Below are 19,653 nucleotides of genomic sequence, written 5' to 3'. Positions count from 1 at the left end.
GTGCACCTCCTTGAATTCCCTTCGGTCGGTGTTCCGTTGGTCCCCGCGGATTTCGGTCACGGGGAATCGGTCCGGCTCCGTCCTCGCGGCCGGAGAAATCCTTTCCAGCCCGATTGCGGGCGGCTCGCGTCGAGTGCCTCGCGAATACCGCTGGCGCCCGGTTCACGGCGGGGCAGCCCCTCGGCGACGGGGGCCGCGACGGGGACGTCCCCCGGCTCCCACTCCGGTACGGGCGGGTACGGGCCCGGGTCCGCAGCGCCCTCCGGGAGGGCGACGGGAGGACTCGGCGCGGCGGGGCCCGCCGGCTCCGCCGGTGTCGTGGCGAACGGGTCGGGCAGCGGCGCCCGGGCGGGCGGCGGCAACGGGTGCGCCGGCGGGGCCGGAACGGTCTCGACGAGGCCCTCGGCGCACATCCGGGCGACCTCCACGGTGATCGTGTAGACCCCGCGGCCGATGAGGAACGCGATGTCCCGGGGGCTGCGCCGTCCGTTGGCGCAGCCGAGGATCTCGCGGCGCACCGGTGCCAGGGGCTCGTCCGCCCACGCGGGCGGCCCCACGGCGGCGACCCGGTCGCGGTCGGGCGAGACCGATCGCGGCAGGGTGGCCAGCGCGGCGAGCCGGCGACCCGCCTCCACCAGCAGTTCCTCCGGTTCCACCCCGCTGCCCAGGCCGGGCGGCGGCACGGTGCGCGGCGCTCCCGGCGGGGCGGGGTCGAAGGCGCAGTTGTCCAGACGTCCGGCCAGCACGGCGAAGACCGCGTCCTGGACGGCCATCATGTGCAGCACCTGGAACTCGGCCGTGCCCAGCCGCCCGCCGGCGGCGATCGGCGCGCCCGGCCACAGCCCCGTCCCGGCGGCGTCGTGGGCGGCGTTCCACTCGTCGGCGTCGATGCGCCCGGAGCGCACCAGCAAGGTGCCCACCCCCGGCGCCCCGGGGCTCTCCACGGCCACGACCGCGCCGTCGAGCAGATGGAAGGCCCCGCCGGGGCTGCCCTGCACGCGCAGCACCCCGGTCGCCCGTTCGTCGCGGCACCTGGACAGCGCGCGGCCGAGCAGACCGTGAGCGGCATTCCGGGCGGGCACGGAACCCGATGGTGCCGAGGTCATCGCTCCCCTTGCTGCGGTTATTCGGGCATACGGGCGGGCGGGCTCGCGGACATAGGGACGGGAGGCGCGGAAATGCCGTACTCATGCACGAACAATCACGCCGGCGGGTAATTTCTAGCAGCCCTCCGACACGCCCCTCCGGCCATCGCACGACATGGCCAAGGACGAGTATTTGAGCCCTACAGATGTCAATTCCGTGCCGTTCCACGACCGTTTCCGCGCCAACGAGCGGAGGCACCCGGAGGGGTTCGCGAAGGGTCACCACGCCGGCGATGCCGTCAGGACGTGGAGCCGCGCAGGGCCCGGGGGCGCCCCACCGGCCGTTATCCATTCGACTCTTGACGAATCACCGGGTGCGGCGGCACTCTCCTGGGCATCGCTTGAGAGCGCTCTCAAGAATCGCGAACAAGGGCCCTCTCACCCGTCCCGAAGCCATGGGAGGCTTCCATGCCCATCGCCCGAGCCGCCAGACGCGCCACCCTCCGACTCGGGGCGGTCGCGCTCGCCGGGGCGCTCCTCGCCGCCTGCGGATCCGGTTCGACCGGCACGTCCGCGGACAAGGACGGCAAGGTCACGATCACCGTCGACCTGTTCGGCACCTTCGGCTACAAGGAAGCCGGACTGTACGACGAGTACGAGAAGCTCCACCCCGGCGTCACCGTCAAGGAGAGCAGCACCGAGAACGAGGCCGACTACTGGAAGGCCCTGCAGACCCGGCTCGCGGGCGGCGGCGGCCTCGCCGACGTCCAGGGCATCGAGGTGGGCCGCATCGCGTCGGTCACCCAGCAGCAGGCCGACAAGTTCGAGGACCTGGGCGCCCTGGGTGCCAAGGACCTCAAGGACGACTTCTCCGCCGCCAAATGGGCCGCCGCCACCACCTCCGACGGCCGCACCCTGGGGCTCGGCACCGACGTCGGCCCCGAGGCGATCTGCTACCGCACCGACCTGTTCCGGCAGGCCGGCCTGCCCACCGACCGGGCCGAACTGGCGCAGAAGTGGTCCACGTGGGACGGCTACCTGGAGCTCGGCGAGCAGTACAAGGCCAAGGCCGGGGCCAAGAGCGCCTGGGTCGACAGCGTCGGCAGCCTCTACTCCGTCATCGTCGGCCAGGAGAAGGAACGTTACTACGACGCCTCCGGCAAGCTGATCTACGACGACAACACCGCCATCACCTCGGCCTGGGACCTGTCCGTGAAGGCCGCCCAGGACGGGCTGAGCGCCAAACTCGCCCAGTGGACCCCCGCCTGGAACCAGGCCTTCAGCAGCGGCTCCTTCGCCACCATCGGCTGCCCCGCCTGGATGCTGGGCTACATCAAGGGCCAGGCCGGGGACGCCGGCAAGGGCAAGTGGGACGTCGCCCCGCTCCCGGGCGGCGCCGCGGGCAACTGGGGCGGGTCGTACCTCGCCATCCCCAAGGGCTCCGCGCACGCCAAGGACGCCTTCGCGCTGGTCAAGTGGCTGACGGCCGCGGAACAGCAGGCCAAGCTCTTCAAGAAGCAGGGCAGCTTCCCCTCCAACGTCGGGGCGATCGAGTCCGTCAAGGACGTCACCGACCCGTACTTCAGCGATGCGCCCATCGGGCAGATCTTCGGCGCCGCCGCCGAGGCCTCCCCGGTGCAGGTGCTCGGCGTGCACGACGGCGACGTCAACCAGCAGATCACCAACGCGCTCGGCGAGGTCGAACGCAAGGGCACGGACTCGACGACGGCGTGGAGCCACGCCAGGAAGGGCGTCGAGAACGCCGTCGGCTGACGGCCCCGCCCCGCCGGCGCCGGGCGCGGCGGACCGATCCCCGGTCCTCCGCGCCCGGCCGCCCCGCCCCGGTACGCCCCCGACCCGAAGGTCCCGCCCCATGACCCTGACCGCCACCGCGCCGGTGCCCCCCGCCCGGCCCCCGGCAGCCCAGGCGCCCCCGCGGCGACTGCTCGCCCGGCTGTCGCCGTACGCCTACGTCGCGCCGTTCTTCGCGCTCTTCGCCGCGTTCGGGCTGTTCCCGCTGCTCTACACCGCGTACGTCTCCCTCTACCGCGTCGAGCTCCAGACCCCCGGCGCGATGGAATGGCGGGGCCTGGACAACTACACCGCGCTCCTGCGCGACGACTTCTTCTGGACCGCGCTGCGCAACACCTTCACCATCGGGGTCGTCTCCACCGTGCCGCAGCTGCTCATGGCGCTCGGCCTCGCCCACCTGCTCAACTACAAGTTGCGGGGCCGGACCTTCTTCCGGGTCACGATGCTCCTGCCGTACGCCACGTCCGTGGCCGCCGCGACCCTGGTCTTCGCCCAGCTCTTCGGCCGCGACTTCGGCCTGGTCAACTGGCTGCTCGCACGGGCCGGCATCGGGCCCGTCGACTGGCAGTCCGGGACCGTCGCCTCGCAGATCGCGGTGTCCACGATCGTCACCTGGCGGTGGACCGGGTACAACGCGCTCATCTACCTCGCCGGGATGCAGTCCATCCCCGGGGACCTGTACGAGGCCGCCGAACTCGACGGCGCCTCGCGGTGGCGGCAGTTCCTCCACGTCACCCTGCCCGGCCTGCGGCCCACGATCCTCTTCACCATCGTGGTCTCCACTATCGGCGCCACCCAGCTCTTCGGCGAGCCGCTGCTGTTCGAGGGGAGCATCTCGGGCGGCATCTCCCACCAGTACCAGACCCTCGGCCTCTACATGTACGAGCAGGGCTGGGGCTACTTCCACCTGGGCCGCGCCGCCGCCATCGCCTGGGTGATGTTCGTCCTCATCGTCCTGCTCGTGCTGCTGAACACCGCGCTGGCACGGCGCCGTTCACGGAAGGGGACCCGTCGATGAGCGCGCTCCTCACACGGCCGCGGCCCGGCCGCGACGCCGGGACCGCAGACCCCCTCCCCCGCCTGCGGTCCGCCCGGGCGGGCCGGCAGCACCACGGCGGCCGCCTCGCCTACGCCCTCCTGATCGTCGCGGCGGCGATCTCCGCCTTCCCCTTCTACTGGACGATCGTCGCCGCGACCCGGTCCAACGCGGAGCTGGCCGCGAGCCCGCCGTCGCTGCTGCCCGGCGGCAACCTCGTGCACAACTTCCGGCAGGTGCTGGAGCAGGCCGACATCGGCAAGGCCCTGCTCAACTCCCTGATCGTGTCCGGGTCGGTGACGGTCGGCACCGTCCTGTGCTCCACGCTCGCCGGGTTCGCCTTCGCGAAACTTCGCTTCCGGGGCCGCAACGCGCTGCTCACGCTCACGGTGGGGACGATGATGATCCCGCCCCAGCTGGGCGTCATCCCGCTCTTCATGCTCATCGCGGAGCTGCACTGGGTGAACCAGCTCCAGTCCGTCATCCTCCCCGGACTCGTCTCGGCGTTCGGGGTCTTCTTCATGCGGCAGTACCTCGCGCAGTCGCTGCCGGACGAGCTGATCGAGGCCGGCCGCGTCGACGGCGCCTCGACGGCGCGGATCTTCTGGAGCATCGTCGTCCCCATCGCCCGGCCGGGGATGGCGGTGCTGGGGATGCTCACGTTCATGGCGTCCTGGAACGACTTCTTCTGGCCGATCATCGCGCTCACGTCGCAGGAGCCCACGGTGCAGGTCGCCTTGCGGCAGCTGGGTGGGGGGTATGTGCACGACCAGTCGGTGATCATGGCGGGCACGCTGCTGGGGACGGTGCCGGTGCTGGTGGTTTTCGGGGTGCTGGGGCGGCAGATCGTGGGCGGGATCATGCAGGGGGCGGTGAAGGGTTAAGGGTGCCGCCCTCGTCTGCGGCGCCGTTGTGGTTGCGGTTGCGGTTTCTCCCCCGCCCGCCCGATTGCCCGGCGCGATTGGTGACCACCTCGCTGCGTACGTTGTGGGTCGGTGCCGCGCCGGGGTACGCCCCCAGCCTTCGGCCGGGGGGACCCCCACCTCGGCGCTCGCGGCGCTGCCCCACGTCATACGGCGCCGCGCGCACCGCTCGTCTCCCCCAGCCTTCGGCCGGGGGGACCCCCATGGGCGCACCCCGCCACACCCCCTCCGGTCGCGTAGGCGACTAACGGCCGTACGGGGTCAGAGAGCGGTCCGGGGTTGCCGCAAGTGCCTTACCTCACCCCCCACCGGCCGTCAGTCGCCCCAACCGAACGGGAGGGGGTGTGGCGGGGTGCGCCCGGAAGCGACGAGCGGCGGACCCGGGCGCCGAACGATGTGGACGTAAACCGCGAGCGCTGAGGACGTGCGCCGGCGCGGCCCCGACCCAGGCACACGGTGCGAGACCCGCACTGACCGCGCCGGGCAATCGGGAGGGCGGCGGGGAAACCGCCCGCCGCAGGCGCAAACAACCCGCACACAAACACCCGGGCCGCCCGGCGCAGCCGCCCGCAAGCGCAACGCACCCGCACACAGCAACCGGCCGCACAAACGACCCGCACACGAGGAGCCCCGATGACCACGACCGCAGCCCGGACCACCAACGCCCCGCACACGACACCGGCCTTCCCCGAAGGGTTCCGGTGGGGCGCCGCCACCGCGGCCTACCAGATGGAGGGCGCCGCCGCCGAGGACGGCCGCACCCCCTCGATCTGGGACACGTTCAGCCGCACGCCCGGCAAGGTGCGCAACGGCGACACCGGGGACATCGCCGCCGACCACTACCACCGCATGCGTGAGGACGTCGCGCTGATGGCGGAGCTGGGCCTCACGGACTACCGCTTCTCCGTGTCGTGGCCGCGCGTGCAGCCGACCGGCCGGGGCCCGGCCGTGCAGAAGGGGCTCGACTTCTACCGCGCCCTGGTCGACGAGCTGCTGGACCACCGCATCCGCCCCGTCCTGACGCTGTACCACTGGGACCTCCCGCAGGAGCTGGAGGACGCCGGCGGCTGGCCCGTGCGCGGCACCGCGGAGCGCTTCGCGGAGTACGCGGGGCTCGTCGCGGACGCGCTCGGCGACCGGGTGCCGTTGTGGACGACGCTGAACGAGCCGTGGTGCTCGGCGTTCCTGGGGTATGCGCAGGGCGTGCACGCGCCGGGCCGGACGGAGCCGGAGGCGGCGCTGCGGGCGGCGCACCACCTGCTGCTGGGGCACGGCCTCGCGGTCGGCGTGCTGCGTGAACGGCTCCCCGTGCCGGCCCAGGTGTCGCTGACCCTGAACCTCGCGGCGGTGCGCCCGCACACCGGGAGCGCCGCCGACCGGGACGCCGCCCGGCGGGTCGACGCGCTGGCCAACAGGATCTGGCTGGACCCGGTGTTCCGCGGCTCCTACCCGCGGGACCTGCTGCGGGACACGGCCGCGCTGGCGGACTGGTCGTTCGTGGAGGACGGCGACCTGGCGGTGATCTCCCGCCCGGTGGACGCGCTGGGCCTCAACTACTACGCCCCGACCGTGGTGGCCACGGGCGGCCATGCGGGGCCGTCGCCGTGGCCGGGGGCCGAGGGGCACGTGCGGTTCGTGCCGGCGCCGGGGCCGCGGACGGCGATGGACTGGCCGGTGGACGCCGACGGGCTGCACGAACTCCTGCTCCGTCTCCGGGACGAACTGCCGGACACGCCGCTGCTGGTCACCGAGAACGGCGCCGCGTACGACGACTACGCCGATCCCGAGGGCGAGGTCCACGACCCGGATCGGATCGCGTACCTGCGCGCGCACCTGGCCGCGGTGCACCGGGCGATCGCGGACGGTGCCGACGTCCAGGGCTACTTCCTGTGGTCGCTGCTGGACAACTTCGAATGGGCCTACGGCTACGGCAAGCGGTTCGGCGTGGTGCACGTGGACTTCGCGAGCCAGCGCCGTACCCCGAAGGACAGCGCCCGCTGGTACGCCGGGGTCGTCGCCCGGGGCGGCCTGCCGTCGACATGAGCCGCACATGCGGACAACTGGGGCTCTGTGAAGGTGAGTTGGGTCGCACCGCGTGTGAGACGGTACGGCCACGGGAAGGTCACGTTCGGACATCGAAGGTGAAGGTGCGGTAAAACGCGCCCCGAACGGGCTGGAGGAGCCATGGTCTACTCGATCGTCCTCGGCGTCGTCATCGTCACACTCGGCCTCGGCAGCATCGTCTACACCTTCTGGCACGAGGGCAGTCCGCTGACCTTGCGCCGCGGCGGCGAGCGCCACAACGGCGCCGGATGACCGCCGGCCCGGCTCCCCGACGGGGAGCCGGGCCGGGTCCGGTCAGTACACCTTGCGGTGGCCGCCGCCGCGCTTGCGCTCGTACATCTCGCGCCCCGCGGCGGAGCGCAGCTTCCACTCGCGGCGCATCTCGGAGCGCAGCCGCGCGTCGGTGCGGGAGGCGATCCACGCGTTCTCACGGAGCAGCTTGCGGTAGCTGTCCAGCCGGCGGTGGGTCAGGACGCCGTCCTCCAGTGCGGCGAGGACCGCACAGCCGGGCTCGGAGTCGTGCGAGCAGTCGGGGAAGCGGCATTCACCGGCCAGCGCCTCGATGTCGGAGAACGTCCGGGTGAGACCGGCGTCGGCGTCCCACAGCCCGACGCCGCGCAGTCCCGGGGTGTCGATGACCACCCCGCCGCCGGGCAGCGGCAGCAGGTCGCGGGTGGTCGTGGTGTGCCGGCCCTTGCCGTCACTGTCGCGGTTGGCCTGCACCTCCTGGACCTCGCGGCCCAGCAGGGCGTTGGTGAGCGTGGACTTGCCCGCGCCCGACTGCCCGAGCAGCACGGACGTGGTGCCGGCCAGCGCGTTCGCCACCTCCGGCACGCCCTGACCGGTGGCGGCGCTGACGACCAGGACCTCCACGCCGGGCGCCGCGCCGCGGGCGTCGTCCAGCAGGTGGCCGGGGTCGTCGACGAGGTCGGCCTTGGTGAGGACGACCAGCGGCTGCGCGCCGCTGGTCCACGCCAGGGACACGAAGCGTTCGAGCCGTCCGAGGTCGAGTTCGGCGGCGATCGACACGGCGATGACCGCCAGGTCGACGTTGGCCGCCAGGACCTGTCCCTCGGAGCGCTTGGAGGAGGTGGAGCGGACGAAGGTCGTGCGGCGCGGCAGCAGGGCGCGTACGGCGGGACCCGTGTCCGGGGTCTCGTCGACGGCGGCCCAGTCGCCGGTGCAGGCGATCCCCATGGGGTCGCGGGTGAAGACGTCCTCGGTGTCGGCGCGGACGGCCTTGAGGCCGCCGGAGCCGTCGGGGAGGACGACGTCGCACAGCCCGCGGTCGACGCGGACGATGCGGCCGGGTGTGAGTCCCCGCTCCGCGTGGACGGCGAAGTCGGAGTCGAGTGAGGAGTCCCAGCCGTAGGCGGTGAGCGCGATGGACGACTGCGGGACGGATCCGTTGGTCAACGGAGGAGAGCCCTTCGGGAGGGCGGTCGCGCGCGGCTGTGCCGTCGGGTGCTTCGCGACGGGCAGGGTCAGCCGGCGACCGCTGAGGTGGGGGTGATGATCTTCTGGATGCGGGCAGCGCCCAGTGCGACGGCAGTCATCGTTCCAACACCTCCCGGTTTGCTCGCGGTCCGACGGCGACACCTTAGCCGGTGCGCCGGGAGACCCCGCAACTGGTTTTCCGCGGACGGCTCACGCCGTCTCGGCGTAACGCTCCCCCGCGTACTCCCGTACCACCGGGACGACGGCCTCCGCGCCGCCGGGCAGCCGGTCGAGGCGCACCAGGGCGAAGGCCTTGTGGCCGTCGACCAGGTAGGAGGGGTTGCTGTGCGGACGGCTACCCGGCAGCGGCCACACCACCAGCCAGGGGCGGGTGTCGGTGGTGGTCGGCGGGCGGCCGACCGTGACGGCCGCGATGTCCTTCCAGGAGAAGAACGACTCCTCGCCGGTGACCTCGCGCATGCCGATCCCGGCGGGCCCGACGCGCAGCCGCAGCGGCTTGCGCCAGCGCCGGTACGAACGGCCCGTGAGGACCCAGCAGCCCATCGCGCCGAGCGGACCGAAGGCGCCGAAGGGCTCGGGGCCGGTGAAGCCGCCGTGGACGAGTTCCCAGAACGAGTAGCTGAAGACGACGGCGAGCGCCGCCCAGACCAGGGTCCAGGCGCCGGCCTGCCGGGCGTCGACGAACTGCCGCTCCCCGCCGGGTACGCGCAGTTCCGGGCCCGACACGGTCACCGGGATCGGCGGCCGCACGGCCCGTGGCGCGGTCTCGAAGGCGGCGCCGCCGTGCTCGGCGAGCGCGGCCGTCAGCTCCGGGACGCTCTGGTCGAGGTCCTCGCAGTCGACGAGCGTGTACCGCAGCCGGTCGTCCCAGGTGCGGTCGGGCTTGCGGGGGAACGTGACACCGGGTGCCGTCCAGAGCGTGAGCCGCGGCTTGGGCGGTGTGGTGGTCTCGCTGTCCTCACCGGTGTTGGGGAGGTGCCACAGGGAGACCGCCTCGATCTGCTCCCAGGCGAGTTCCGCGTCGTGCAGCGTGATGCCGAACGCGTCGACCCGCAGCCGGAACGGCTTCCGCGCCCTTCGCAGGTCCCTCGCCCCGCTCCAGGCCCCCGCGGCCGCCAGGAACCCCAGGAACAGGGGGCCCGTCGCGCTCCGCGAGGCGACCAGCCACACCAGCGCCACCGCGACCGTGGTCAGACCTCCGATCAGCCACCGCCGGCCTCGTCTCCTGAGCGTCCGCTCTACCGTGAACTCCACCGTTCCCCGCCCCCTTTGACGTCCCCACCCGGATCTCATGATGCGCTCGCCAGGGCCTGCGGCTACGGCCGTGAGCTGGGTGTTGCCCAACCGTGACGCCCGGCCGGACGGCGGCTCCGGCCGGTCGCCGCCGCGTCGCCCGCCGTTCACCGAGGGCCCCGCGAGGAGCCCCCGAGGACGACTTTGCCTGTTCTTTACAACCCGCCTCCGGGCCGCCTCGTCTCTCCGCGCGATCAGTTGCCACCACCCGCCCGTGCCCCACCGGGGGCAGGGCGGGGTGACGAAGGAGAGCGATACATGCGCAGCAGTGTTCTCACCGCCGCGGCCGTCGCGTGCGCCGCGGTGCTGGCGGGGACGGCGCCCGCGTTCGCCGACGGGCCGAGCGCCCAGCCCGCGCCGGCGCGCAGCGCCGCGCCGAGCGAGGCGCCGTCCGCGGTGCCGTCCCCGCGTCAGGTCGACCGGGTGCCGGCAGGCGCGCCCGACACCGGCGTGCAGTCCCCGGCCGGCGCGCACGGGCCGGACGGCACGGTGGTGGCTGCGGCCGGGGGCGGCCTGCTGCTCCTGGCCGGCGGCACGTTCGTGGTGACGCGGCGCAGGCGCACCACCGCCGGATGACCCCGGGCGCGAGGTGGGCCGCGGTCCTGGCGGCCCTGGTCGTGCTGCCCTGGGCGGGCGGGTGCGCGGACGACTCCGGTGACGGTGACGGTCCCGTCGCCGCGCCGCCCGTCGTCTCCGCGCCGCCCGCGGCCGCACCGACGCGCCCGTCCCCGCCGGCCCCGCTCGCCCGCTCGGTCCCGGTACGGCTGAGGATCCCGGCGATCGGGGTCGACACCCCGGTCATGGAACTGGGGCTGGCCCCGGACGGCACGGTGGAGGTCCCGCCGGTGGCGCGTCACTCGCCCGCCGGCTGGTACCGCCACTCCCCCACGCCGGGGCAGCTCGGCCCGTCCGTGCTCCTGGCCCACGTCACCGTGGGCCGGTTCGGCGACGGGGTCTTCCGTGACCTGGCACGGCTGCGCCCGGGCGACCGGGTCGTGGCGGGGCTCCGGGACGGCGCGTCGGCGGAGTTCACCGTGGACCGGGTGCGGACGGTGGCCAAGGCGCACTTCCCGGCCCAGGAGGTCTACGGCGACGTGGACCGCCCCGAGCTGCGCCTGATCACCTGCGGCGGCCCCCGCACCGCCGACGGGAGCGGATACCGCGACAACGTCGTGGTGTTCGCCTCCCTGACCTCGGGGGACCGCGGCTAGGGACTGCCCAGCGGGGCGGCCGCTGGCGCCCCCCCCCCGGCGCTGGGGTGCGTATCCCGCTAAATGGGGGGGGGTTCCCCCCCCGGCCCCGGGGGGCCCGGGGCCTGGGGCGGGCGGGGCCGGGTGGCGGTACGCCCCCCGGCCCGGCCGTCCGGTGGCACGCCTGCGGCATGATGAACGACGGAATGTGGAGAGTGTTGAAACGGTCTTCCCGGGACGAAGCGGCGTCCGAGCTGTTCGCCGCCCTCTACCCCCGCCTGGCCGGCTGGTGCCGGCGGCTGGTCGACGACGACGAGACGGCCCACGAGATCGCCTCGGAGGCCTTCGCCCGGCTGTGGGCGCGCTGGACGAGCGTGGACGAACCGCGCGGCTTCCTCTACGTCACGGCGGCCAACATCGTGCGCGACCACTGGCGGAAGCTGGAGCGCGAACGCCGGGCCATGCGGCGCGCCACCGCGGAGGTCCTCGTCGACGGGCAGGGCGAGGGGCGCGACGGGCAGACCGACCCTTCGGTGCGGATGCTCGTCCAGTCGCTGCCCGAGCGGCTGCGCGTGCCCATCCTGCTGTACTACTACGCCGACATGCCGGTCCGGGAGGTGGCGGCCGCGACGGGGCGGAAGGAAGGAACCGTGAAGGCCGACCTCCACGCGGCCAGGGAAATGCTGCGAGCCGGACTGAGGAGAAGCCTTGATCACACCCATTGAGGGCCCGGACGAGGAGCGGGACCCGGAGCTGAGCGCCCTGCTGCGGCCCGGCACGGTCCTGCTCGGGCCGCCGCCCGGCCGGTTCCGGGAGGTCCGCCGCGTGGCGGCGCGGCGCAAGCTGCTGCGGGCGGCCGCGGGAGCCGGGGTGTCCCTGGCGGTGGCGGCGGTCGTCGCCGTGCCGCTGCACCTGCTGTCCGCCCCGGGGCAGGGCCCCGCGGTCGGGCCGGCCGTGCCCGCGGTGTCCGTCCCCCCGGCGGCCGACCCCCCGCCCTCGCCGCGCCCGACCACGTCCCCCGTCCCGGAGCCGTCCGAGACCCCCGGCCCGGACCGCCGCACCGGCTCCCCCGCCGCCCCCGATCCGCGCCGCGCAGCCTCCTCCGCCCGCCAGACCGACGCCGTCTCGGCCACACCGCTCAGCCGTGCCACGGACGACCCCCCGGCCCGCCCCCGCGGCTGACCTGCTCCGCCGCGGAGGACGTGTGAGGCCGGGGCGGTGCGTGTCCGATTCGTTCAAGACGGGCCGGGCGGCGCGACCCTACGGTTGCGGCATGACTCTTCGTTTCGATGTCGTCGAGATCGTCGTGGCCGACATGGCCGCCTCGCTGGCCTTCTACCGCAGGCTGGGGCTGGAGATCCCCGCCGGGGTGGAGGCGGACCCGCACGTGGAGGTGGCGCTGCCCGGGGGGCTGCGGATGGCGTGGGACACGGTGGAGACCGTCCGGTCGTTCGACTCCTCCTGGGAGCCGCCGCAGGGTGGTCACCGGATGGCCCTGGCCTTCACCTGCGACGGGCCGAAGGAGGTGGACGCGACGTTCGCCGAGCTGACCGGGGCCGGGTACGCGGGGCACCTGAAGCCCTTCGACGCGCCCTGGGGGATGCGGTACGCCGTGGTCCTGGACCCGGACGGGAACCCGGTCGACCTCTTCGCGGCGCTGCCGCAGGGGTAGCCGGGGTCAGGAGAGCAGGTCGCCGAGCGGAACGCCGGCGAGGGCGCGGACGTCGCGGGCCAGATGGGCCTGGTCCGCGTAACCGGCGCCGGCGGCGACGTCGGCGAAGGGATGGCCGCGGCGTGCCAGTCCCAGTGCGCGCTGGAGGCGCAGGATGCGGGCGAGGGTCTTGGGCCCGTAGCCGAAGGCCTCCAGGCAGCGGCGGTGGAGCTGGCGTTCGCTCAGCCCGGTGTCCTCGGCGACGGTGCCGACGCGCGCGCCGGCCGCCAGGCTCGCGGCGATCCGCGGGCCCCACGGGGGCGCCGCGCGCCGCACGTCCCGTGCGAGCACCAGGGCCTCCAGGACGGCGCCGGGGTCGGCGGCCGCGGCGACGCGCTCGGCGGCCCGGCGTGCCTGCGCGCCGGGCCACAGCGCCTCCAGCGGAACACGGCGGTCGCGCAGTTCGTGCGCGGGCAGCCCGAACACGGCGGGCCCGACGCCGGGGGCGAAGCGCAGGCCCGCGTACCGCGTGCCGGGCGGGCTGCCGGAGAGGTGGGCGGCGGTGTCGGGGCCCGCCGCGAACAGACCGGTGTCCTCGCCCCAGATCAGGTCGATGCAGCCGTCGGGCAGCACGCGGGCCGCCCCGGCACCCGCTGTCCTCGTCCACAGCACGGCGCCGGGCACCGTCGAGGCCTGTTCCCGGTACACCGCTCCAGCATGGCACCGGCCACCGACAGCGCGCCGGTTGCGCCTCAGTCGCGCGGAGGCTTGCCGCCGCTCTTGCCCGAGGGCCGGCGCCCGCGCAGCCGGGACCGCACGTCCTCCGGCGGCAGGAAGCCGGCCCAGCGCTCGGGGAATTCGGCGGGCGGGTCCTCCGGACCGACCTCGTCGTCCGGGCCGGACTCGAACGCGGCGCGACGGGCGGCGGCCTCCGCGACGAGGTCGGCGGCGGCGCGTTCCCTGGCCCGGGCGTTCTCCTCGCGGGCGGCCGCGGTCTCGATCGACGGCCACACCCGGTCGATCGCCGCGTTGACGGCCGCTCCGACGAGCACCGCGAAGGCCGACACGAAGATCCACAGCAGGACGGCGACGGGCGCCGCCAGCGATCCGTAGATGGTCGGGCCCTCGACGGTGTGGGTGAGGTAGATGCGCAGCACGAAGCTGCCGAGGACCCACATCAGCAGGGCGACGGCCGCCCCGGGCATGTCCTCGTACCAGGGCGACCGCACCGGTACGGAGACGTGGTACAGCGTGGTGAGGAACGCGATCGACAGCACGCTGACGACCGGCCAGTACAGTATCCGGATCACGGCCTCGCTCCACGGCAGGAACGACACCACCGCGTCCGGACCGACGACCATCAGCGGCATGACGACCGCGCCGATCACCAGGGCGACGATGTAGAGCAGCAGCGCCAGCAGCCGCGTCCTGACGATGCCGCGCCTGCCCTCCAGCCCGTACATGATCGTGATCGTGTCGACGAAGACGTTGAGGGCCCGCGATCCGGACCACAGGGCGATGACGAAGCCGATGGAGATCACGTCGGGCCGTCCGCCGCCGAAGACGTCGTCGACGAGCGGCCGCATCAACTGGTCGACGCCCTTGTCCGACAGGACCGTCGCGGCGGCCGTGAGGATGTTGCCGCGGATGTTGTCGATCGTGTCGGTGCCGATGATCTCGTCGACGTAGCCGATGGCGCCGACGAGGCTCAGCAGCAGCGGCGGCAGGGAGAGCAGCACGAAGAAGGCGGCCTCGGCGGCGAGTCCGGTGACGCGGTACTCCATGCAGGAGTCGACCGTGTCCTTGAGCAGCAGCCAGCCCACCTTGCGCTTGGACACGTTCCTGTAGAGGGCCCGCGCCCGGTGGAGTCGGCCTCGCCTGGGCCGCTCGGGTGTTTCGTCTGCTGCCTGCACGCGCCTACCGTAACCGTCATGAGTCCCCCCACACACACCGTGACCAACCAGGCTCCGCCCCTGGTCGGGTATGACGTGTACGCCGCCGACACCGCCCTGGTGGAGGGGGTGGCACGGCACGTGGCGCCCGGGCTCCGGGAGGAGGTCCACCGGGAGCTCGGCGAGATCGGCCGGGGCGCCGGTTCCGCGCAGGCGCGGGGGTGGGCGGAGGCCGCCGACACCCATCCGCCGGTGCTGCGCACCCACGACCGCTACGGGCACCGGATCGACGAGGTGGAGTTCCACCCGGCCTGGCACCGGCTGCTGGGGCGGGCGGTCTCGTCGGGGCTCACCGACGCCTGGTCGCGCCCCGGCGGGCATCTGCGGCGCGCGGCGGGTTTCCTGGTGTGGTCCCAGGCGGAGGCCGGGCACGGCTGCCCGGTGTCGATGACGCACGCGGCGGTGCCGGCGCTGCGGGCCGACCCGGCGCTGGCCGCCGAGTGGGAGCCCCGGCTGGGGTCGCGGGTGTACGACCCGCGGCTGGTGGCGCCGGGAGGCAAGCCCGGGGCGCTGTTCGGCATGGGGATGACCGAGAAGCAGGGCGGCTCGGACCTGCGGGCCACCACCACGCGGGCGGAGCCGCTGGCGGAGGAGGGCACGTACCTGCTCACCGGCCACAAGTGGTTCTGCTCGGCGCCGATGTCGGACGCCTTCCTCGTGCTGGCGCAGGCGTCCCCCTCCTCGGGGAAGGGGGGCCTGACCTGCTTCCTGCTGCCCCGGGTGCTGCCGGACGGCTCCCGCAACGTCTTCCTGATCCAGCGGCTCAAGGACAAGCTGGGCAACCGCTCCAACGCCTCGGCGGAGGTGGAGTTCGACGGCACGTGGGCGCGCCGGGTCGGCGAGGAGGGGCGCGGGGTGGCGACCATCATCGAGATGGTGGCGGCCACCCGGCTGGACTGCGCGACCGGTTCCGCCGCGCTGATGCGGCAGGCGGTGGCGCAGGCGGTGCACCACGCCGCGCACCGCAGCGCGTTCGGCGGGCTTCTGGTCGACAAGCCGCTGATGCGGAACGTCCTGGCGGACCTGGCGCTGGAGTCGGAGGCGGCCACCACGACCGTGCTGCGGCTGGCGGCGGCGTACGACGCGGACGACGAGCAGGAGCGGCACTTCCGGCGGCTGGCGGTGGCGGTCTCCAAGTACTGGGTCACCAAGCGCTGCCCGCCGCTGGTGGCGGAGGCGCTGGAGTGCCTGGGCGGCAACGGCTACGTGGAGGAGTCGGGGCTGCCGCGGCTGTTCCGGGAGTCGCCGCTGAACTCGGTGTGGGAGGGCTCGGGCAATGTGCAGGCCCTGGACGTGCTGCGGGTGCTGCAGAGGGAGCCGCGCGCGCTGAACGCCTTCCTCGGCGAGATCGGCCTGGCGCGCGGCGCGGACCACCGGCTGGACGGCGCGATCACCTCGCTGCTGACCGAACTGGCCGATCTGGAGGGCGTCGAGGCCCGGGCGCGCCGGGTGGTGGAGCGCATGGCGCTGGTGCTGCAGGGCTCGTTGCTGGTGCGGTTCGCCCCGGTCGAGGTCTCGGACGCGTTCTGCGCCTCGCGGCTCGGCCGGGACTGGGGGGCGACCTTCGGCACGCTGCCGCGCGGGCTGGACCTGGCGGCGATCGTGGAGCGGGCGCGCCCCCAGGTGTGAGGGGCGGGTGCGGCGGCGGTCCGCCCGAGGTCCCGGCGGAAGGACCGGGACCTTCGGGGAAACGTTCCGCCGCCGCGCCGCACTGAGGGTGGTGCCGCGCCGACTCGGCACCACCCCCGGTCTCGCCTCACCGTCGTACGGAATCAGGGTTCCGTACGAATAGCGTGATGCGCCGTCACTGTCCGTCGAATGCGCGCATATTCGCAACCGTTGCAGACAGTTGCAAGGTATTGGCCGGATATCCCACCTGAGGGACCGGCCCGGCGGCACCATATGCACATGGTGTGGCAGCGGAGAACCGGCGCGGCCACTGCCCGAGCGCAGAAAGCGCTGCGCACACGGACGCGGGGAGCACCATGAGCCAGGTTCCGATCGACGCACGGTCGTTGTCGGTCCAGTCCGTCCAGGAACCGCGCCGTTCCGCACGGCTGCTGGGCGGCATGCGGGACGCCGCACTCGGCGGCGGATCGGGTGGCACGGTGCCCAGACCGGTCATCCAGGACTCCTGGCAGCGCGCCCTGGACCTCGGTGTCGACCCGGACAACGGCAGCCACGCCGGCATGCTGACCGCCGACGAGATCGAGGTGCGCAGGCGCCGCACCCCGCTGAACGACGTGATGTCCGCGCTGCGCGACGGCCTGGTCTCGGTCGCCGACGAGGCCCGGCACATCATGGTGGTCACCGACCCCGAGGGCCGGGTGCTGTGGCGGGACGGCAGCCTGGCCGTCCGCAGGAGCGCGGACCGGCTCGGCTTCGCCGAGGGCGCCTCGTGGTCGGAGGAGGCCGTCGGCACCAACGCGATCGGCACCGCCCTGGTCACCGGTCGGCCGGTGCAGGTGCACTCCTCGGAGCACTTCGTCCGGGTGCACCACCAGTGGACCTGTGCCGCGGCCCCGCTCATCGACCCGCGGGACGGCCGGCTGCTGGGCGCGGTGGACGTCAGCGGGCCCGCGGCCGGGATGCACCCCGCGATGCTGTCGCTGGTGACCGCGGTGACCAAGGTCGCCGAGGCCGAACTGCGCAGCCTGCACTGGGCGGCCGTGGACCGGCTGCGCTCGGTCTCCGCCCCGCTGCTCGCCCGGATGCCGGGCCGGGCGGCGGCCGTCGACCCCAACGGCTGGACGGCGGCGGTGACCGGGATGCCGCCGGTGGAGCGGATCACGCTGCCCGCCGCGCCGAGCGCCGGACGTACGTGGGTGCCCGCGCTGGGCACCTGCACCCTGGAGCCGCTGCCGGGCGGCTGGCTGGTGCGGGTCGCCACGCCGGAGGAGGAGGTGCCCGGGGCCGGGCACGTGGTGCTGGACCTCGGCCGTCCCCGCACGTGGACGGTGAACGTCTCCGGTGCGGCCGGCGGCTGGTCGCAGGAGCTCAGCCCGCGCCACGCCGAACTGCTCTTCGTGCTGGCCCTGCACCGGGACGGCCGCACCGCCGCGGAACTGGCCGGCGACCTGTTCGGCGACCCCTCCCGCACGGTGACGGTGCGCGCCGAGATGTCCCGCCTGCGCCGCACCCTGGCCGGGGTGCTCGACCACCGTCCCTACCGCTTCGCGGACGGCGTCGAGGTCGAGGTGGTCCGCCCCGCCCACCCCGCGGACCTGCTGCCGCACTCGACGGCGCCGGCGGTGCGCGGGGCGCGCTTCGGGGAGTGAGGGGGCGACCCGGACGGGCCGCGGCAGCGAGCCGGGAACCCGCCGGGCCCGCGAGGCCGCAGAATGTGGCGCATGAGCACTAGCGTCACGGTGACCACGTGGTCACTGGAGCAGACCTCCCACGCCGATCTGCGGCCCTCCCTGGAGCCGGACCCCGCGACGTCGGGCATCCGCATCGCGCGGGCCGAGGTGCCGTCCCCGGAGTTCAGCCGCTTCCTCTACACGTCGGTGGGCGCGGACTGCGCCTGGACGGACCGCCTGCCGTGGACGTACGAGCAGTGGCGGGCCTTCCTGGAGCGCCCGGGCGTGGAGACCTGGGTGGCGTACGACCGGGACACCCCGGCCGGCTACATCGAACTGGACCCGCAGGACGACGGCCAGGTCGAGATCGCGTACTTCGGGCTGCTGCCCGCCTTCCGGGGGCGGCGGATCGGCGGGCACCTGCTGTCCGTCGGCATCGCCCGCGCCTGGGACCTGGCGGAGCGCCGGCCGGACCGCACCCCGACGAAGCGGGTGTGGGTGCACACCTGCAGCCTGGACGGGCCGCACGCGCTGGCCAACTACGAGAACCGCGGCTTCCGCATCTTCCGCACCGAGACGGGGGAAGAGGAGGAGAGGCCCGTCACCGGGCCCTGGCCCGGAGCCCGGTAGGGACCGGCGGACGGGAAGGGGCGGGCATGGACGTCGTGGGGGTCGGGGCGCTCAACCTGGACCTCATCACGGGCGCGTCCGCCCTGAACGGCGGCCCCGTGCTGGCCCGGCTCGGCGCGCACATGCGGCTGCGCCCGCCGCCGGAGAGCGGCGGCGAACGCATGGTCGACGAGCCCGCCGTCCGCGCCGGCCTGGAGTGGCTGCGGGCCGAGGGGGTGCCGCTCACGCCGGAACCGGGCGGCTCGGCCTTCAACACCCTCCACGCGCTGGGCCGTCTGGGCCGCGGGCTGCGGCTCGGCTACGTGGGCGTGGCGGGCCGCGACCCGCTGGGCGCGGCCGGCCCCCTCGCCGTCCTGGACGGGCTCGGCATCGACCGGCGGCTGGTGGCCCGGGACCCGGACCGGCTGTGCGGGATCTGCCTGTCCGTGCACGACGGCGGGGAGCGCACGCTGCTGACCCACACCGGGGCGAACACGCGGATCGCCGCCCATGTGCGGGAGCGGTTCGAGGAGATCGCCGGCTACCTGGCTGCGGCGCGGGCGGTGCACGTCACCTCGTTCCTGGATCCGGACGGCGGCGCGGTGCTGCACCGGCTGCTGGTGGAGGTGCGGCGGCGTTCGCCGGGGACGCTGATCAGTTTCGACCCGGGGCACGTCTGGTCGGCGGAGCCGACCGCCGATGTGCTGGCCATGGCGGCGATGAGCGACTACCTGCTGGTCAACGGGCGGGAGTTCGAGCGGCTGGGCCGGGTGCGGACCCGGGCGGAGGGCGCGGCCGTGGTGAAGTACCCGGACCGGGTGGAGGTGCACCGGCCCGGCACCGTGGAGCGCTACGCGCACCGGCCGCTTCCCGACCGCGAGGTGGAGGACGCGACGGGGGCGGGCGACGTCTTCGCGGCGGGGCTGCTGGCGGCGCTGGTCGCGGACCGCGCCCCGCTCGGTGCGGGGGTGCGGCTCGGTTCGGCGCTGGCGGGCCACAAGCTGCGTCATGTGGGGACCCGCGGGCACGGTGGGTTCCGGGCCATCGCGGCCGATTTCCTGCGCCCGGCAAGTCCTGTCAGGTGACCGACAATCCGGGCATCTCGCCATGCGGGATGAAGGCGTCCACATGGTGGATAACGGTGGACTGGCCCGAGATCCGCGTGACACGCTTTCGACATGTCTCGCACTGGAATCGCCTTGGTAGGTCGGCTGCACGTCGACCTCGGACGCATGTCCAGCGCCATCTGTCAGGCGTGCTGAGCACTCGCCGCCGTCCCGT

General features: G+C 74.0%; 20 protein-coding genes. 15 read left to right on the top strand and 5 right to left on the bottom strand.

Annotated elements, in window-relative coordinates:
- Positions 1 to 56: 56 nt before the first annotated feature.
- Complete coding sequence (locus tag ACFV3E_RS11265; RefSeq protein ID WP_500534427.1) at positions 57 to 1,082, bottom strand: MarR family transcriptional regulator; 1,026 nt, start codon at positions 1,080 to 1,082, stop codon at positions 57 to 59.
- Positions 1,083 to 1,553: 471 nt separating this feature from the next.
- Here ACFV3E_RS11265 and ACFV3E_RS11260 point away from each other — a divergent pair, with 471 nt between their 5' ends.
- From ACFV3E_RS11260 to ACFV3E_RS11240, 5 genes are all read left to right on the top strand, one after another.
- The gene (locus tag ACFV3E_RS11260) at positions 1,554 to 2,858 is read left to right on the top strand and encodes an ABC transporter substrate-binding protein (protein ID WP_500534426.1); all 1,305 of its coding nucleotides are present in this window, start codon (positions 1,554 to 1,556) and stop codon (positions 2,856 to 2,858) included.
- A gap of 100 nt (positions 2,859 to 2,958) precedes the next feature.
- Complete coding sequence (locus ACFV3E_RS11255) at positions 2,959 to 3,915, top strand: carbohydrate ABC transporter permease (protein WP_500534425.1); 957 nt, start codon at positions 2,959 to 2,961, stop codon at positions 3,913 to 3,915.
- Positions 3,912 to 4,817 carry a carbohydrate ABC transporter permease gene (locus ACFV3E_RS11250; protein ID WP_500534424.1) on the top strand — a complete coding sequence of 302 codons (906 nt, stop codon included), beginning with the start codon at positions 3,912 to 3,914 and terminating at the stop codon, positions 4,815 to 4,817. Before ACFV3E_RS11255 ends, ACFV3E_RS11250 begins: the two co-directional genes overlap by 4 nt.
- Positions 4,818 to 5,489: 672 nt before the next feature.
- On the top strand, positions 5,490 to 6,899 hold the full coding sequence (locus tag ACFV3E_RS11245; protein ID WP_500534423.1) for a GH1 family beta-glucosidase: 1,410 nt from the start codon (positions 5,490 to 5,492) through the stop codon (positions 6,897 to 6,899).
- Between the two features lie 141 nt (positions 6,900 to 7,040).
- Positions 7,041 to 7,172, top strand: coding sequence for a hypothetical protein (locus tag ACFV3E_RS11240; RefSeq protein ID WP_500534422.1), 132 nt, complete (start codon positions 7,041 to 7,043; stop codon positions 7,170 to 7,172).
- A 42-nt stretch (positions 7,173 to 7,214) separates the two neighbouring features.
- On the opposite strand, the gene rsgA is transcribed toward ACFV3E_RS11240, so the two are convergent.
- Together rsgA and ACFV3E_RS11230 are read right to left on the bottom strand one after the other, a co-directional pair.
- The gene (gene rsgA, locus ACFV3E_RS11235; protein ID WP_500534421.1) at positions 7,215 to 8,336 is read right to left on the bottom strand and encodes a ribosome small subunit-dependent GTPase A; all 1,122 of its coding nucleotides are present in this window, start codon (positions 8,334 to 8,336) and stop codon (positions 7,215 to 7,217) included.
- Between the two features lie 231 nt (positions 8,337 to 8,567).
- The gene (locus tag ACFV3E_RS11230; protein ID WP_500534420.1) at positions 8,568 to 9,632 is read right to left on the bottom strand and encodes a hypothetical protein; all 1,065 of its coding nucleotides are present in this window, start codon (positions 9,630 to 9,632) and stop codon (positions 8,568 to 8,570) included.
- A 297-nt stretch (positions 9,633 to 9,929) separates the two neighbouring features.
- Here ACFV3E_RS11230 and ACFV3E_RS11225 point away from each other — a divergent pair, with 297 nt between their 5' ends.
- From ACFV3E_RS11225 to ACFV3E_RS11205, 5 genes are all read left to right on the top strand, one after another.
- Positions 9,930 to 10,247 (top strand): LPXTG cell wall anchor domain-containing protein, encoded by a 318-nt coding sequence (locus tag ACFV3E_RS11225; RefSeq protein WP_500534419.1) that lies wholly within the window; start codon positions 9,930 to 9,932, stop codon positions 10,245 to 10,247.
- Entirely contained in the window at positions 10,244 to 10,882 is a 639-nt protein-coding gene (locus ACFV3E_RS11220; protein WP_500534418.1) for a class F sortase, read from the top strand. Before ACFV3E_RS11225 ends, ACFV3E_RS11220 begins: the two co-directional genes overlap by 4 nt.
- 185 nt (positions 10,883 to 11,067) lie before the next feature.
- Positions 11,068 to 11,586 (top strand): RNA polymerase sigma factor, encoded by a 519-nt coding sequence (locus tag ACFV3E_RS11215; RefSeq protein ID WP_500534417.1) that lies wholly within the window; start codon positions 11,068 to 11,070, stop codon positions 11,584 to 11,586.
- On the top strand, positions 11,570 to 12,043 hold the full coding sequence (locus ACFV3E_RS11210) for a hypothetical protein (RefSeq protein WP_500534416.1): 474 nt from the start codon (positions 11,570 to 11,572) through the stop codon (positions 12,041 to 12,043). Before ACFV3E_RS11215 ends, ACFV3E_RS11210 begins: the two co-directional genes overlap by 17 nt.
- 91 nt (positions 12,044 to 12,134) lie before the next feature.
- Positions 12,135 to 12,533 carry a VOC family protein gene (locus ACFV3E_RS11205; RefSeq protein ID WP_500534415.1) on the top strand — a complete coding sequence of 133 codons (399 nt, stop codon included), beginning with the start codon at positions 12,135 to 12,137 and terminating at the stop codon, positions 12,531 to 12,533.
- Positions 12,534 to 12,539: 6 nt separating this feature from the next.
- Here ACFV3E_RS11205 and ACFV3E_RS11200 read toward each other — a convergent pair whose 3' ends face one another.
- Positions 12,540 to 13,220 (bottom strand): helix-turn-helix transcriptional regulator, encoded by a 681-nt coding sequence (locus ACFV3E_RS11200; RefSeq protein WP_500534414.1) that lies wholly within the window; start codon positions 13,218 to 13,220, stop codon positions 12,540 to 12,542.
- Between the two features lie 44 nt (positions 13,221 to 13,264).
- Entirely contained in the window at positions 13,265 to 14,425 is a 1,161-nt protein-coding gene (locus ACFV3E_RS11195) for a YihY/virulence factor BrkB family protein (RefSeq protein ID WP_500534413.1), read from the bottom strand.
- 18 nt (positions 14,426 to 14,443) lie between these two features.
- Here ACFV3E_RS11195 and ACFV3E_RS11190 point away from each other — a divergent pair, with 18 nt between their 5' ends.
- From ACFV3E_RS11190 to ACFV3E_RS11170, 5 genes are all read left to right on the top strand, one after another.
- Entirely contained in the window at positions 14,444 to 16,093 is a 1,650-nt protein-coding gene (locus tag ACFV3E_RS11190) for an acyl-CoA dehydrogenase family protein (RefSeq protein WP_500534412.1), read from the top strand.
- 356 nt (positions 16,094 to 16,449) lie between these two features.
- Entirely contained in the window at positions 16,450 to 17,742 is a 1,293-nt protein-coding gene (locus tag ACFV3E_RS11185; RefSeq protein ID WP_500534411.1) for a helix-turn-helix domain-containing protein, read from the top strand.
- A 72-nt stretch (positions 17,743 to 17,814) separates the two neighbouring features.
- Positions 17,815 to 18,393: a GNAT family N-acetyltransferase gene (locus ACFV3E_RS11180; RefSeq protein ID WP_500534410.1), complete on the top strand. Its 579-nt coding sequence runs from the start codon at positions 17,815 to 17,817 to the stop codon at positions 18,391 to 18,393.
- A gap of 26 nt (positions 18,394 to 18,419) precedes the next feature.
- Positions 18,420 to 19,457, top strand: coding sequence for a carbohydrate kinase family protein (locus tag ACFV3E_RS11175; protein WP_500365375.1), 1,038 nt, complete (start codon positions 18,420 to 18,422; stop codon positions 19,455 to 19,457).
- Positions 19,458 to 19,550: 93 nt separating this feature from the next.
- Positions 19,551 to 19,634: a putative leader peptide gene (locus ACFV3E_RS11170; protein ID WP_322975673.1), complete on the top strand. Its 84-nt coding sequence runs from the start codon at positions 19,551 to 19,553 to the stop codon at positions 19,632 to 19,634.
- The last annotated feature ends 19 nt before the right edge of the window (positions 19,635 to 19,653 follow it).

Source organism: Streptomyces sp. NPDC059718 (assembly GCF_042733315.1).
Taxonomy (GTDB): Bacteria; Actinomycetota; Actinomycetes; order Streptomycetales; family Streptomycetaceae; genus Actinacidiphila.
The sequence above is the reverse complement of the archived record's forward strand: the minus strand, read 5'-3'. Positions and strand labels throughout refer to the sequence as shown.